General features: G+C 42.2%; 14 protein-coding genes. 2 read left to right on the top strand and 12 right to left on the bottom strand.

What is annotated here, in order from left to right:
* Nucleotides 1-81 precede the first annotated feature (81 nt).
* From AAU57_RS02510 to AAU57_RS02480, 7 genes are all read right to left on the bottom strand, one after another.
* Entirely contained in the window at nucleotides 82-1,806 is a 1,725-nt protein-coding gene (locus AAU57_RS02510; protein ID WP_055411424.1) for a LytTR family transcriptional regulator DNA-binding domain-containing protein, read from the bottom strand.
* Nucleotides 1,807-1,999: 193 nt separating this feature from the next.
* Entirely contained in the window at nucleotides 2,000-4,168 is a 2,169-nt protein-coding gene (locus tag AAU57_RS02505) for a prolyl oligopeptidase family serine peptidase (RefSeq protein ID WP_055411423.1), read from the bottom strand.
* Nucleotides 4,169-4,170: 2 nt separating this feature from the next.
* Entirely contained in the window at nucleotides 4,171-5,481 is a 1,311-nt protein-coding gene (locus AAU57_RS02500; protein WP_055411422.1) for a T9SS type A sorting domain-containing protein, read from the bottom strand.
* A 54-nt stretch (nucleotides 5,482-5,535) separates the two neighbouring features.
* Nucleotides 5,536-6,531, bottom strand: a complete 996-nt coding sequence (locus AAU57_RS02495) for an aspartate-semialdehyde dehydrogenase (protein ID WP_055411421.1) — start codon at nucleotides 6,529-6,531, stop codon at nucleotides 5,536-5,538.
* A gap of 128 nt (nucleotides 6,532-6,659) precedes the next feature.
* Nucleotides 6,660-7,073, bottom strand: a complete 414-nt coding sequence (mscL, locus tag AAU57_RS02490; RefSeq protein ID WP_055411420.1) for a large conductance mechanosensitive channel protein MscL — start codon at nucleotides 7,071-7,073, stop codon at nucleotides 6,660-6,662.
* A gap of 114 nt (nucleotides 7,074-7,187) precedes the next feature.
* A complete protein-coding gene (alr, locus tag AAU57_RS02485; protein WP_055411419.1) occupies nucleotides 7,188-8,294 on the bottom strand; it encodes an alanine racemase in 1,107 nt (368 codons plus the stop codon).
* Complete coding sequence (locus tag AAU57_RS02480) at nucleotides 8,295-8,933, bottom strand: thymidine kinase (protein ID WP_055413644.1); 639 nt, start codon at nucleotides 8,931-8,933, stop codon at nucleotides 8,295-8,297.
* Nucleotides 8,934-9,021: 88 nt separating this feature from the next.
* Here AAU57_RS02480 and AAU57_RS02475 point away from each other — a divergent pair, with 88 nt between their 5' ends.
* Together AAU57_RS02475 and AAU57_RS02470 are read left to right on the top strand one after the other, a co-directional pair.
* Complete coding sequence (locus AAU57_RS02475; RefSeq protein ID WP_055411418.1) at nucleotides 9,022-10,005, top strand: hypothetical protein; 984 nt, start codon at nucleotides 9,022-9,024, stop codon at nucleotides 10,003-10,005.
* Between the two features lie 10 nt (nucleotides 10,006-10,015).
* Nucleotides 10,016-10,369, top strand: a complete 354-nt coding sequence (locus AAU57_RS02470) for a DoxX family protein (RefSeq protein ID WP_055411417.1) — start codon at nucleotides 10,016-10,018, stop codon at nucleotides 10,367-10,369.
* A gap of 151 nt (nucleotides 10,370-10,520) precedes the next feature.
* Here the strand turns inward: AAU57_RS02470 and atpG are convergent, their stop codons facing one another.
* From atpG to atpE, 5 genes are all read right to left on the bottom strand, one after another.
* Nucleotides 10,521-11,393, bottom strand: a complete 873-nt coding sequence (atpG, locus tag AAU57_RS02465; RefSeq protein ID WP_055411416.1) for an ATP synthase F1 subunit gamma — start codon at nucleotides 11,391-11,393, stop codon at nucleotides 10,521-10,523.
* Between the two features lie 69 nt (nucleotides 11,394-11,462).
* Nucleotides 11,463-13,037, bottom strand: coding sequence for a F0F1 ATP synthase subunit alpha (gene atpA / locus AAU57_RS02460; RefSeq protein WP_055411415.1), 1,575 nt, complete (start codon nucleotides 13,035-13,037; stop codon nucleotides 11,463-11,465).
* A 93-nt stretch (nucleotides 13,038-13,130) separates the two neighbouring features.
* Nucleotides 13,131-13,679: an ATP synthase F1 subunit delta gene (gene atpH / locus AAU57_RS02455; RefSeq protein WP_055411414.1), complete on the bottom strand. Its 549-nt coding sequence runs from the start codon at nucleotides 13,677-13,679 to the stop codon at nucleotides 13,131-13,133.
* A 9-nt stretch (nucleotides 13,680-13,688) separates the two neighbouring features.
* The gene (atpF, locus tag AAU57_RS02450) at nucleotides 13,689-14,177 is read right to left on the bottom strand and encodes a F0F1 ATP synthase subunit B (RefSeq protein ID WP_055411413.1); all 489 of its coding nucleotides are present in this window, start codon (nucleotides 14,175-14,177) and stop codon (nucleotides 13,689-13,691) included.
* A gap of 94 nt (nucleotides 14,178-14,271) precedes the next feature.
* Complete coding sequence (gene atpE, locus AAU57_RS02445; RefSeq protein ID WP_055411412.1) at nucleotides 14,272-14,466, bottom strand: ATP synthase F0 subunit C; 195 nt, start codon at nucleotides 14,464-14,466, stop codon at nucleotides 14,272-14,274.
* Nucleotides 14,467-14,483: the final 17 nt, after the last annotated feature.

Raw genomic sequence — 14,483 nt, 5'->3', positions numbered from 1 at the left:
TATCGTCATGAATGACATGATGTTTTATGAGTTTATGGACCTTAGAAAACAGATCCTTATATAAAAAATTTACTTTCTTATCTAGGCAAAAAGTGGATGCTGCTCTTCTTTAAGGCGTTGTTTAAAAGTTCGCGATAGCGGAATCTGATTTCCAGTTTCCATCACGACTAGTCCAGACTGAATAGATCTTACTTTTTCAATATTGATGACAAAGGAGCGATGTACCTGCAGGAAGCCACTAGTTTCCAGCTCTGTGATCCTATCCTTTAAAGTATTTCTTTCAGTAATAGGCTTCTCATTATCTGATACAAAATAGTCAAGATAATGACCTTCACTTTTTACATATTCCAGTTGATCCAGTTTTACCACTTGCTTAGAATTTACAAGAATGCTTCCTGCTGTAGCGTCTTGTTGTTTCTTGGCGAGCTGTTCCTGTAACTTTTTAAACGAGGCCTTAATTTGTGCGTTTTGTGCTTCTAATTGTGAGGCTTTGTTCTTGCTTTTACGATAGCGCATATAGACAAACAACAAGGCAATAATGATGAGTGCTCCCATGATGGAAAGCCAAATTATCGTATATCGCGACCTCTCGTTTTGAGCCATAGTCTCCTTCAAGGAAGCCTCCTTTTTTTCAAGATCATAGGCATCTAGAGAGTTTTGAATGACGGCCAGATCCGTTAAATCCTTTAGGCTATCTTTTGCTCGGGTATAGGTTTCAAAGACCTCATAAGCCTGCTTATATTTCCCCCAAGATTGATAGAGCTCTACATATTCAAGATATAGTGGTAAATGGGTACTAACGGGCTGGGAAATTGATTCTGTTTTCATGTTATCCAGAATCTTTTCGGCTTTTTCAAATTCTCCCATTTCTCTAAAGAGCTTTTGTTCAATCATGAGAGTATTGATTGCTGTTGGGTCCTTTTTTCCACGCCAATCGATCTGCCTCGCTTCTTCGATTCTTTTAGAGGCCTCAATAAGTTTTCCCTGCTCTATATTGATGTCTGCCAGTAGAAGTAAACTTCCTTTTTTTCTCAAAGGGTCAATATTATCCACGTCAATGAGTTGCTCCACATAGTACTGACTGCTATCTAATCGACCAATATTCTTATGGAAATTGGCAAGGTTATAGGAAAGGCCATATAAAAATGGCGAATTTGATTTTTGCCGAGCTACCGACAGGGATTTGTGATACCACTTTAAAACCATTTCTGGTCTTTGTAAACGCTCGTATGCCTTTGCAATACTTTGGTAGGTGTTCTCTAGACCATTGGGTGAGAATCCTTCTTCTATGCGCGCAGCTTCGATATAAGTTTCCACGGCTTCTTCATACCTACCTAGATTAAGCAACGCAGAACCTTTTTTTGACAACGAACCCACTATGGTGCGGTCATCATTTATTTTTTTTCCAAAGGCTTCGGCCTGAGCGGCATACTCAAGAGTTTTTTCAAAATCCCTGGACATCATATAAGCCATTGCGAGACCGTTATACGAGCGACCTTTCAATAACTTCGGTTCTTCAGGTGACCACGACAAGGCCAGTTGGTAGTTAGAAATCGCCCTTTCAAAATCCCTAAACCTCAAAAGAACAGATCCTTTTGCGAGATACCCTTCTGTTTTAGCTAGGCTATCGTTCATTTCGATAAGTTGGTCGGCATATGCTAGAACCGCCTTGCTGTCCTGCGTATGGGTTCTTATATCGTTTTTGAGAGATTCTATTTTTGCATCTTGGCCCACTAGGGTCATTGGTAGACTACTGGCGAGGAATAGAAGGAAGACCTTCAATGGTAGAGATAATTTTTCAGGCATAGGGATAGCTGTAAATCATCCAAATTAATAAAATATTAGGAGAATCAAAATGGCTGTTTGCCTTGCTTCCAGATCTATAGTTGCTGTTAAAACCCTATTTAAGATTTTTTCGCTTTCGCGAAAGCGAAATTTCCCCACAAAAAAACCGCCAAGCATTGAGGCTAGGCGGTTCATAAAAAGTGATCTGTTATTCTTACATTTTTACATCATCAACAGGTTGTGGTAACTCCTTATAACCCATGTTGTAGAGCGTGAAACCGTAGATGTCTGTTTGTTCTTCAATGATTTTACTGGTAGGTTTTCCCGCGCCATGACCAGCATCAGTCTCAATGCGTATTAGCGTTGGGTTGTTGCCTGCTTGTTTTGCTTGAAGCTCTGCCGCAAACTTGAAGGAGTGTGCAGGTACCACACGATCGTCATGATCACCAGTAGTAATCAAGGTTGCTGGGTACTGGGTACCTTCTTTAACGTTATGCAAAGGCGAGTAGCCTTTAAGGTAGTTAAACATTTCTGTATTATCCTCTGCCGTTCCATAGTCATAAGCCCAACCAGCACCAGCGGTGAACTTATTATAGCGTAACATATCCAATACACCTACTTGTGGAATGGCAACGGCAGCTAGGTCCGGACGTTGCGTCATAGTTGCTCCGACCAGCAAACCACCATTAGATCCACCTTGAATGGCCAGCTTTTCTGTGCTTGTATACTTTTCGGCTTTTAGGTATTCTGCAGCAGCGATAAAGTCATCAAAGACATTTTGCTTTTGCATTTTAGTACCTGCATCGTGCCATTTTTTACCGTATTCACCACCGCCACGCAAGTTGGCTACGGCATAAATGCCGCCCATTTCCATCCATGCAGCTCGGGTTACAGAGAAACCAGGATTGAGTGAAATATTAAAGCCACCATAGCCATAAAGAATGGTAGGATTGGTACCATCCTTCTGCATTCCTTTTTTGTAAGAGATGATCATAGGGATTTGTGTACCGTCCTTTGAAGTATAGAAAACCTGCTTGCTTTCATATTCTTCTGGGTTGAATTTTATATCTGGTTTGCGATATAACTCTGAAGTCCCTTTTTCTATATTATAGATGTAAGTGCTGCCAGGTGTCACATAGTTAGTGAAGGAATAATAAAGAGTCTTGTCCTCATCCTTAGCACCAAAACCGCCTACATTTCCTACTCCAGGCAACTCTACATCGCGAACTAAGGTGCCGTCCAGATTGAATTGCTTGATCTGTGATACCGCGTCGACCATATATTCTGCAAATATGTAGCCGCCACCGGTAGAAGGTGATAGTACATTATCTGTTTCTGGAATCAAATCGACCCAGTTGTCTGGAGTTGGGTTGGAGATATTCGTCGTGACCACGCGCTTGTTGGGAGCATTGTAGTCAGTTACCAACCATAGCAAATCACCGTCATTATGCAATACATAAGTGTTTGTATCAAAATTGTCCAGTATTGTCACCAGCGGCGCATTAGGCTGGTCCAAACGTTTCATGAACAGCTTACCGCCATTTGTACTCGTGCTTGCCGAAATAATCAGCAGCTTTTGATCGTCTGTAACATTACCACCTATGTAACGGTATTTTTGATCTGGAGTACCACCAAAGATCACTTTATCTTCACTTTGTGGGGTTCCCAGTTTATGGTAATACAGCTTGTGCTGGTCTGTCATAGCGCTTAGTTCACTTCCTTTAGGCTTGTCATAACTGGAATAATAGATGCCTTCATCCTTATACCAGGAAAGACCAGAAAACTTCACATCCTGAATCGTATCGCCTATAATTTCTTTAGTTGCTGCATCCATCACAATAATCTTGCGCCAGTCACTACCGCCGGTAGAGATGGCATAAGCAAGTTTAGAGCCATTTTCAGTAAAACTCATGCCGCCCAATGATATGGTACCATCTGCTGCAAAACTATTGGGATCAAGAAAAACGCTCGCCGTTGATGGGTCTGCATCTTTTTCATACCTGTATAAAACAGATTGGTTTTGCAAACCATCATTCTTATAATAATAGGCATAGTCACCTTCAATAAATGGTGCGCCTATTTTCTCATAGTTCCACAACTCAGTAAGACGCTTATTGATCTTGTCGCGATAGGGAATTTGTGAGAGATAATCCTGTGTGACCTTATTTTGTGCCTTGACCCATTCACCGGTTTCCTCGCTACGGTCATCTTCCAACCAGCGATAATGATCTGCTACCTCATTGCCAAAATACACATCAGTCGTATCCACTTTCTTAGTTTCGGGATAGGTCATTGCCATAGCCGTTTCTTCATTGTTTTCCTGCTTACAAGCTGCTAGGGCCACAAAACCCAAAGCTGCCATATAGATGTTATTAAATCTCATAATTAATTTTTAAGGACTGGTATTGATTGCATTCCCAGTGGTGTCGTGATTTTCAATAGATATAAGCCTGTAGGCAAACCTTCCAGCGATAAGCTGTGAGAAGGCTGGAAAACCTTGAGGCTTTGACCGCTTAAATTAAACAATTCCAGATTCAAAACACGGTCTGTACCAGAGATGTTAAGCTCATTTCTTGTAGGGTTGGGATAAAGGGATATCGCTTTCGCGAAAGCGAACTCATCACCAGCACTAAGTACATCTCCAACATATTTGAAAACACCAGTCGTATTTGTATCACTGGTAAAACCACCACTATAACCTGCCGAAGTATTCAAAAAGGCAACGTCCACGTGCTGTTTAGTGTCAATATTCACCCAAGTCACGCCATCGTTAACAGAGTAGGAGCTACCTGCAAAATTAGGATCAGAGCCTACACTCACAATATAGGAAGTGAATGGAAGGTAGGCAATGTTGTCGCCGTAAGGCGTTCCCGTGCCGCTGGTCACTATCTGTGTCCAAGTCTGGCCTGCATTTGTCGTACTGTATAAAATTGCGGCATTGGTTTGTAGAATCCCTTTTGAAGCATCTGCAAAACTGATGTCTCCAGAAACTTCACTGCCGCCAAAATCACTAATGGGCGACTGATACACATTCCAGTTCAAACCACGGTTTGTGGAGTGAAATATCCGGCCTGTACTCGTCGTAAACCATATGGAGTCGCCGCTGGCGGTGTTTTGTGCCAGATATCCGGTTTCATTAGTTTGCGGTGCAGGAATATTGGCGGCCGGAACTGGTGTAAAGGTCGACCCACCATCTGCAGTGGTGTAAATCTCCCAATTGCCATTTACAGGATCGCCAGTGACAACGCCATTATCTGTATCAAAAAAATGGATCGTATTGGGAAAACTGCCACTAGAGGTAAACTCTGTCTGGCTTATTTTAGCCCAGCTACCGCCGCCATCTTCCGTTTTCCAGATACCACCATTTTGTCCAGCGATTCTGGGATAGACCGCTATAAAAGCGGTTTGGCCATCGATGGCAGCAATGTCACCTATTCCCAAATTGGTATTTCCTATGCCGATGGAACCCGCGTTCCAGGTGGAACCAGCATCTGTAGTTTTAGAGAACTGCTGGATGTTGTTTTCTGGATTAATGCCGTTGTAGCCTATTCCCCAAGCCACATTTTCATCAACGATGCTAAATCTTGAAATACCGGTGGATTCTGTTGGGAAGTCAGAATCGACTTCACTCCAGAACTGTGCCTGCAGGTTCCAAGTGAAAAGAGCAGCAATGCTTGCAAGTAAAAATTTATTCATAAGGATTTCTCTAGAACGATAAATGTAGAGAAAATCCAGCGGTGGCACTCAAAATTAGGCGCTTACTAGTTCGTTTTTGATCAAATACTCGGCTATCTGCACAGCATTGGTAGCAGCACCTTTTCTCAGGTTATCTGCAACGATCCACATATTGAGCGCGTTAGGCGCAGAATGGTCTCGTCTTATTCGTCCCACAAAAACGTCATCTTTCCCGTGTGCCATGAGTGGCATAGGATATAAGTTGACATCTGTATTGTCCTGTACAGTAACACCGTCAGTATCTGCGAGGATGGCGCGTACTTCAGATTCTGTAAAGTCGTTGTGAAATTCTACATTCACAGATTCTGAATGACCACCAACTACTGGTATTCTTACTGCAGTTGCTGTCACGGCAATGGTTTTATCGTCTAGAATCTTTTGTGTTTCTCGTACCAGTTTGAGTTCTTCTTTAGTATATCCATTTTCTTCAAAAACATCACAATGCGGTAGTGCATTCCTGTGGATCTGGTATGGATATGCCATGGCACCTTTAGTATTGGTGTATTCATTTTCCAATTGTTCCACGGCTTTGACACCTGTACCCGTAATAGACTGATAGGTAGATATCACCAATCTTTTAATACCATACTTTTTGTGCAAAGGCGCAAGTGCCATTACCAGTTGTATGGTTGAACAGTTAGGGTTTGCAATGATCTTGTCGTTTGTGGTAAGCTGGTCTGCGTTGATTTCAGGAACAACCAATTTCTTATCTGCTTCCATGCGCCATGCGCTGGAGTTATCGATAACGGTCGTACCTACTGCTGCAAATTTGGGAGCGTTTTCTAGACTCACGCCACCACCAGCAGAAAATAATGCAATAGCTGGTTTCATGTCAATAGCATCCTGCATGCTCACCACCTTATAGGGTTTGCCCTTAAAAACAATTTCAGTACCTACAGATTTCTCTGATGCTACAGGAATCAATTCCGTTATTTCAAGATTGCGTTCTTCTAGAACCTTGAGCATCACTTGACCTACCATGCCGGTAACGCCCACAACAGCTATTTTCATTGTCGTAAAATTTAAGTTAGCAAATGTAAGCGTCAAGTATTTATAAACCCAACTCTTACAAAAGTTAAGAATAGAAAAAGCCGCTTCTATCATAGAAACGGCTTATCAATTTTGAGCAATTTACAGAATTAGTTTTGCGCCTTGATGGCATCTCTTATTTCTATAAGCAATTCTTCTTGAGTAGGACCTTTTGGTGCCTCAGGAGCTGGCTCTTCTTTCTTTTTGGTTTTGTTATAAGCCTTCACGATCATAAATAAAACAAAGCCTACAATGATCAAGTTGATGATTGTATTGATCCATTCTCCATAAAGAATGGCGTTTTCTGGCACCTCAATAGTACCGTCTGCAGCTACCACAGCTTCACTTAGGACTACTTTGAATTCTGAAAAGTCGGTTCCACCCGTAAAGTGCCCAACGATAGGCATCATGATAAGCTTTACAAATCCGTTTACGACAAGTGCGGTCGCGCCAGCAAGCAATACGGCAACGGCTAGATCTATGACATTTCCTGTCATAATAAAGTTTTTGAACTCTTTAAGCATAATGGTTAGATTTAAAATATTGAACGGTAAACTTACTAGATTAACAGGAATTTAAGAATCAAAGGGAACAGGAAAAAAAACGTCTTTCGATCAATTTGTTTAAAAATCAGACGATTAGTCGTTTAAATAAATTCTAGGAACTCGTTTTTGTATTCCTGTTAAAAGTTCGTAGGAAATGGTTCCTGCTTTTTCTGCCATGTCTCTTGCCGGATGGGTTTGATCAAAAATAATGACCTCGTCACCTGGCTTACAATCCACTCCAGTGACGTCTACCATAAACATATCCATACAAATAATTCCTAGCGTAGGCGCCCATTGACCATTGACCAACATGCTTGATTTACCATAACCATAAATACGGTTGATACCATCGCCGTGGCCTAATGCGATAACGGCATAGTCCATGTCCTGAGAAGCTTTGTGGCTGCGATTGTAACTTACGCTTTCTCCTTTTTTGATATGTCTGATCTGGGAAATGTTGGATTTAAGGGAAGCCACTGGTTTCAAGTGAGCGTCAAACTTGAGGTCATTCCCGTAACCATAGAGGCCTATTCCAGAACGTACCATACTGTAATGTGAGTGGTCATAATTGAGAATACCGCTAGTATTATCGGTATGTCGCAGGCATTGATAACCTATTTGATCCTCTACTTTATGGCACAGATCTTCAAAGGTCTCGATTTGTTTGAGGGTAAAATCTTTCTCGCTCAAATCTTCACTGGCGGCAAGATGGGATTGCAGTCCGCGAACTTTTATTACATCGGTAGCTTTGACAATAGCAATCGCTTTATCAAGGTCGTCAGGATCTATTCCTATACGATTAAGTCCCGTATTGAATTCTAAATGAATAGGATAGGATTTTTGGGAACTCGCTTTCGCGAAAGCGATAAAAGCTTTCAGCATCTCAACGCTATAAATCACCGGCTCCAGACAGCGATCAATGCATTGCTGCAAGGTGTGTACCTGCGCGTGCAGCACCAGAATAGGCTTTGTAATGCCGGCATCACGCATCTCAACACCTTCTTCTACATAAGCAACCGCAAAATAATCGGTTCCCAAATCTTGAAGTTTACGGGCAACGGTTGTGATACCATGGCCGTAGGCGTTTGCCTTGACCACGCTCATAAAAAGAGTTTCGGCGGGAATTTTTGATTTTAAATACTGAAAATTATGGGCGAGCGCCGCCAGATCTACTTCCAGTCTGGTGCCTTTTGATTCCATTTAGGATCCTGTTTTGTTTTTGATTTCCTGTGCATCTTTGACAGGAATATCCTTGACCTTGCTAGAAAGCATGGCCTTGTAATATGCGCCACGGCTCAAGGGTTCATATTCTTGATGTTCACCTAGAACCACAACGCTCTCGTCACTTGATTTGCGGTAGCTATATTGTGCAAGATTACCGGTGCGAGTGCAAACGGCATGGACCTTAGTCACATACTCTGCCGTAGCCATTAGCGCAGGCATAGGGCCAAAGGGATTGCCTTTAAAATCCATATCCAGGCCGGCCACAATCACGCGTATGCCTCGATTTGCCAGGTTGTTGCAAACGGCGACGATCTCATCATCAAAAAATTGTGCCTCATCTATTCCTACTACTTGGCAACCGGTAGCGAGCAATGGTATGTTTGCTGCCGCGGGAACTGGAGTGGAATGAATCTCATTGGAATCGTGAGAGACCACTTTTTCTTCATCATACCGCACGTCTATAGCGGGCTTGAAGATTTCAACTTTTTGATTGGCAAATTTGGCGCGTTTTAACCTGCGAATCAATTCTTCTGTTTTTCCAGAAAACATGGAGCCGCAAATCACCTCGATCCAGCCGAATTGCTCCTCATGATTAACTGTATTTTCTAGAAACATTTTGTAATTTACAGGCTCTAGCAGGATGCCGTATCGTTCCTGCCTTGATTCCAAAAATACAAAGAAACACACGGCATAGAAACCCAATATGAAAAAGAAAATAGCGGCAGACCTTACCAGCCTCGCACATCGTGTACTACAGATCAAAGACAAGGAAAATGTAGTGGAGTTGCAAGCCATCGCCAAAGAATTATACGAGAAACTAACAGTGCTGGTATTTACTGAAAAGCACTTTTCTGACATACAACCTACTGCAGGAAACCGCGAGGTAGAAGACAAGCTCAAGCGTGCCTTTGAAGAGGCACAGCAAGACGTTAAAAATGTGGCAGACGATGTGGAACAAGTGATGGAAGAAGCGCAACAGCAAGCTCGCGAAACCTTTTCTACCAATGATTTGAGCGACCTGTTTGTTCCAGAAGAAGATACTCGTGAAGAAATGGACCTGCCTGGAATTTCTACCATAAGTAAAATGGTTACAGAAATGCCAGAAAGCGCTCCACAAACACCAAAACTAGACCCATCTGAGAATGAAGACTACCGAGCTACAGGCAAATTACCTAACCGTTACAGAGACTCGTTTACTACCAACAGCTTGAACGATCTAGAAGTCCCAGAAGATGATGATCGTGAAGAGATGGACCTACCGGGAATCGCGACTATCAACAAAATGGTTACTGAAATGCCAGACGATGAGCTCATCGAGCCCAAGCCTAAACAACCTAGTCCTCATTCCAAAACCGACCTTGAGCAGCTCACCGTAGATTTTCAAACGATGCCGGTTTTTGAGCGCAAGTCTGCTTCTCAAGAAAGCGATAAGCCTCAATCCCTCAATTCAAAGTTGAACACAGGACTCAAGATAGGAGTGAACGATCGCATGGGTTTTGTGAAGCATCTTTTTAATGGGAACAACCAAGATTTCAACAGAGTGATCTCGCAGTTGAACACCATTGACAATTTTGATCAGGCTCAAAACTTTATCCATACCATGATCAAGCCAGACTATAATAACTGGGAAGGAAAGGAGAGTTTTGAGAATCGGTTTTTAGAGCTTATCGAGCGCAAGTACCAGTAGGGTTGCCATTATGAAATATGCCTACTGGATCGTCACGGGACTTGTGAGCCTGATTCTATTAGCTTCCGCTGGATTTTATGTTTTTAAAAACGCTCAGGTTTCTTCAGAGTTTGTGAAGCTGGGTTTTCCCACTTGGGTCATTTATCCATTAGCCTTTGCAAAGGTTGCCGCTGTTTTGGTGATTCTTTTTAGAAAAAATAGATCATTAACGGAATGGGCTTATGCTGGATTATTCTTTGATATTCTACTCGCAGCCATTGCCCATTTGACCATTGCAGATGGTGGGCAATGGACCGCTGTTGTAGCACTATTCATGTTGATGACTTCTTATTTTCTGGGTAAGAAAGTGAGGCCTTTGGGGTAGTTCGCTTTCGCGAAAGCGAAAACACTTCAAATTTTAATGCACAAAAAAACCTTCTAGGAACTCTAGAAGGTTTTTTATGGAGATCCAATAAGCTGATTTGTTTTCTTATTCAGATGCTGAAACGAGTTCAGCATGAAAAGAAAATTTTAGTTTAGTTATTCAAAGCCTCGGCACCACCTACGATTTCAAGAATCTCGTTGGTAATGGCGGCTTGACGCGCTTTATTGTAAGTCAATTTCAATTGATCTCTCAATTCTGTGGCGTTGTCGGTCGCTTTGTGCATGGCTGTCATACGCGCACCGTGCTCGCTGGCCCATGAATCACGTACACCTTTGTACAATTGCATTTTCAAAGACTTAGGAATCAGCTGCTCTATGATTTCTTCCTTAGATGGCTCATAGATGTATTCTGTCGCATTTGCTGGCGCTTCACCTTCCACCTGATCAAGAGGTTTCAAAGGCAGGAAATCTTCACTCATGACTACCTGTGTGGCTGCGTTTTTAAAACTGTTGTAAACCAAAACAATTTTGTCAAACTCACCAGTAACAAATAGCTCCATCAATTCTTCTGCGATGGCAGAAACCTTATCAAAGGAAATGTCGTCAAACAAATCACTTTTGTTGGATTGAATCGTTGATCCTTTCTTAGCAAAGTCATTGGCTTTTTTACCAATAGTCATATAAGAAACAGCAACTCCTTTCAAATCTTCCTTATTGAGTCTGATCAACTCCTTAATGATATTTGAGTTGAACGCTCCTGCAAGACCACGGTTAGAGGTAATGGCTACCACTAATGCTCTTTTTACTTCACGCTGTTCTGCATACTTGCTACCAGCGTCACCTTCCATGGAAGCGCTCAGGTTTTGAAGCAACTCTGTTAGCTTATCAGAATAAGGACGCATTGCTGTAATGGCATCCTGTGCCTTTTTGAGCTTTGCTGCGCTCACCATCTTCATAGCAGATGTAATCTGCATCGTTGAAGATACTGAGGTTATTCTATTACGTATTTCCTTAAGATTCGCCATAGTTTATGAGGTTAGAGTATGGAGTATAGAATATGGATGTCCATACTCTATACTCTAAAATCTATATTCTTAGTAACGAGAAGAAAGATCCTTAGCCACAGCTGTCAACGTATCGATCACCTCGTCTGTCAACTTACCTGCCTTAAGCGTATCTAGTGTACCTCTATGCTTAGCATTAAGGAGTTCTAGATAATCTCTTTCAAATTCTTTTACTTTTTCAATCGGTACATTTCTCAACAAGTTTTTTGAACCTGCATAGATAATTGCGATTTGATTTTCTACTGGATAAGGATTGTTTTGAGCTTGTTTCAAGATCTCCACGTTTCTCTTTCCTTTCTCGATAACACTTAAAGTCGCAGCATCTAGGTCAGAACCAAATTTTGCGAAAGCTTCCAATTCACGGAAAGCCGCTTGATCCAGTTTCAAGGTACCAGCTACCTTCTTCATCGATTTGATCTGTGCGTTACCACCAACACGAGATACCGAAATACCTACGTTAATCGCTGGACGTACACCAGAGTTGAACAAGTCACCGTCTAGGAATATTTGTCCATCCGTAATCGAGATCACGTTAGTTGGGATATAGGCAGATACGTCACCAGCCTGAGTTTCGATAATAGGTAGTGCCGTTAATGATCCACCACCTTTAACGATAGGTCTTAAGCTATCAGGCAAGTCGTTCATCTCTGCAGCAATTTTGTCATCGTTAATGACTTTTGCCGCGCGCTCCAATAATCTTGAGTGCAAGAAGAAAACGTCACCTGGATACGCCTCACGTCCTGGTGGACGACGTAGCAATAGGGACACCTCACGGTAGGCTACCGCTTGCTTAGATAAATCATCATAAATAATCAATGCAGGACGACCTGTATCACGGAAGTACTCTCCAATCGCAGCTCCAGCAAATGGTGCGTACACCTGCATAGGTGCAGGGTCTGATGCATTTGCAGCAACAATAGTAGTATAGGCAAGAGCTCCAGCCTCTTCAAGAACCTTTGCAATTAATGCAACGGTAGAAGCTTTTTGACCTATGGCCACATAGATACAATAAACGGGCTCACCAGCATCATAGAATTCCTTCTGGTTGATGATGGTATCGATACACACGGTAGACTTACCCGTCTGACGGTCACCAATAACCAACTCACGCTGTCCACGTCCTACAGGAATCATGGCGTCGATGGACTTGATACCGGTTTGCATAGGCTCAGTTACCGGCTCACGGTAGATAACTCCTGGAGCTTTACGCTCAAGAGGCATCTCATAAAGATCACCTTCAATAGGACCTTTACCGTCGATAGGCTGGCCTAGAGTATTTACAACGCGACCTACAATTCCTTCACCAACTCTTAGGGAAGCAATACGCTCGGTTCTTTTTACTGTATCACCTTCTTTGATCTCGATGGATGGACCTAAAAGTACCACACCAACGTTATCTTCTTCAAGGTTCAATACGATACCTTCCATACCGCTCTCAAAAGAAACAAGTTCTCCATATTGTGCGTTTGAAAGACCATAAACACGTGCGATACCATCACCTACGGTAAGAACGGTTCCCACTTCATCAAGGGATGCCGTAGCATCAAAACCTGATAATTGTTGCTTAAGTATTGCAGATACTTCTGCTGGATTTACTTCTGCCATGTTGTTCTATTTATACTATTGCTTCGGCTTTTTAAGACCTAATATATTATTGTTGTTTTCGCTTTCGCGAAAGCGTACTATTCAAAATTTGTTTTACTCTATTGAGTACTTGTATGCAAACTCTCTTTTGAGATCACCCAAGGTGCTGTGAATACTGGCATTGATTTCTTTATCACCAACGCGCAGGATGAATCCACCAACGATACTAGGGTCAATTTTCTTTTCAAGAGTTATTTCCTTGCCTGCCAGTTCTGTAGCCTTAGCAAGAATTTTAGCTTCCAACTCTTTTGAAATCTCTACAGCCGTGGTAACAGTAGCTACCTCACGCTTGTTCATTTCATCAAAAAGCAGAATGTACTTAGTAGCAATATCACTCAAGATATCTGCACGTTGATTGTCAACGATCAAGTCAAAAGCTCCCATGGTGATACCACCTACCTGGCTAAAAACTTGACGCAATGCACCGCGCTTTTGTTCTGTCTTTACCACAGGACTTTTCAAGAAATCCTGAAGCTCTTTGTTTTTATGAACCGTCGTAAGGACAGATTTCATGTCTTCATTCACGGCAGCCGCTTCCTTCTTGTCGATCGTTAGATCTAAGATGGCTTTGGCATATCGGGATGCTGCTCTTGAAAGTTTCATAGTTGTTTTCTAGATGTTTGCGTCAGCTAGCATTTTGTCAATGAGAGCAAACTGTGCCTCTTTTTCAGAAAGTTCCTTGCGGGTTACTTTCTCTGCAATGGCCACAGATAGGTCTGCTACTTGCGACTTGATGTCTGCTAGAGCTGCTTTCTTCTCTGCTTGAATAGCTTCTTGAGCGCTTGCAATAATCTTGTCTGCTTTTTCCTGTGCGGTTGCTGCAGCGTCCACAAGCATTTTCTCCTTGATCTCACGAGCTTCCTTGATGATCGCATCACGTTCTGCGCGAGCTTCTTGAGCGGCGACCTTGTTGGATTCTTGTAGTAGTGCCATTTCAGCTTTAGCCTTTGCGGCAGCGTTAAGTGCATTTGCGATTCCTTCTTCACGCTCACTTAAAGCAGCTAGGATAGGCTTCCAGGCATATTTTCCTAGAAGTAATACCAGTATAATCAATATAATGGCCTGCATGATAAACAAGCCTGGCGAAAAATCTTCTAACATAATCTTCTGTCTAAATTAATTCTGATTGCTGTTTTAAAAACACAACTTGCAACCAACCGTTACAAGTTGTGCCATAAATTTTCTGGTTTGCTACCTAGAGTACTTGACCCAAGATAAGTGCACCAAAACCAAGTCCTTCAAGAAGTGCTGCGATAATGATCATTGCAGTTTGGATTTTTCCAGCTGCTTCAGGTTGACGAGCGATAGCTTCCATCGCTTTTCCACCTATTTGACCAAGACCGATACCACCACCGATAACGACAAGACCTGCTCCAATTAAATTGTACATAACAATCGATTTAAAAA

It is taken from the genome of Nonlabens sp. YIK11 (assembly GCF_001413925.1).
Taxonomy (GTDB): domain Bacteria; phylum Bacteroidota; class Bacteroidia; order Flavobacteriales; family Flavobacteriaceae; genus Nonlabens.
The sequence above is the reverse complement of the archived record's forward strand: the minus strand, read 5'-3'. Positions and strand labels throughout refer to the sequence as shown.

Coding starts and splice junctions, on each gene's coding strand:
- AAU57_RS02510 (WP_055411424.1), bottom strand. CDS start 1,806: ATGCCTGAAAAATTATCTCTACCATTGAAGGTCTTCCTTCTATTCCTC.
- AAU57_RS02505 (WP_055411423.1), bottom strand. CDS start 4,168: ATGAGATTTAATAACATCTATATGGCAGCTTTGGGTTTTGTGGCCCTA.
- AAU57_RS02500 (WP_055411422.1), bottom strand. CDS start 5,481: ATGAATAAATTTTTACTTGCAAGCATTGCTGCTCTTTTCACTTGGAAC.
- AAU57_RS02495 (WP_055411421.1), bottom strand. CDS start 6,531: ATGAAAATAGCTGTTGTGGGCGTTACCGGCATGGTAGGTCAAGTGATG.
- mscL (WP_055411420.1), bottom strand. CDS start 7,073: ATGCTTAAAGAGTTCAAAAACTTTATTATGACAGGAAATGTCATAGAT.
- alr (WP_055411419.1), bottom strand. CDS start 8,294: ATGGAATCAAAAGGCACCAGACTGGAAGTAGATCTGGCGGCGCTCGCC.
- AAU57_RS02480 (WP_055413644.1), bottom strand. CDS start 8,933: ATGTTTCTAGAAAATACAGTTAATCATGAGGAGCAATTCGGCTGGATC.
- AAU57_RS02475 (WP_055411418.1), top strand. CDS start 9,022: ATGAAAAAGAAAATAGCGGCAGACCTTACCAGCCTCGCACATCGTGTA.
- AAU57_RS02470 (WP_055411417.1), top strand. CDS start 10,016: ATGAAATATGCCTACTGGATCGTCACGGGACTTGTGAGCCTGATTCTA.
- atpG (WP_055411416.1), bottom strand. CDS start 11,393: ATGGCGAATCTTAAGGAAATACGTAATAGAATAACCTCAGTATCTTCA.
- atpA (WP_055411415.1), bottom strand. CDS start 13,037: ATGGCAGAAGTAAATCCAGCAGAAGTATCTGCAATACTTAAGCAACAA.
- atpH (WP_055411414.1), bottom strand. CDS start 13,679: ATGAAACTTTCAAGAGCAGCATCCCGATATGCCAAAGCCATCTTAGAT.
- atpF (WP_055411413.1), bottom strand. CDS start 14,177: ATGTTAGAAGATTTTTCGCCAGGCTTGTTTATCATGCAGGCCATTATA.
- atpE (WP_055411412.1), bottom strand. CDS start 14,466: ATGTACAATTTAATTGGAGCAGGTCTTGTCGTTATCGGTGGTGGTATC.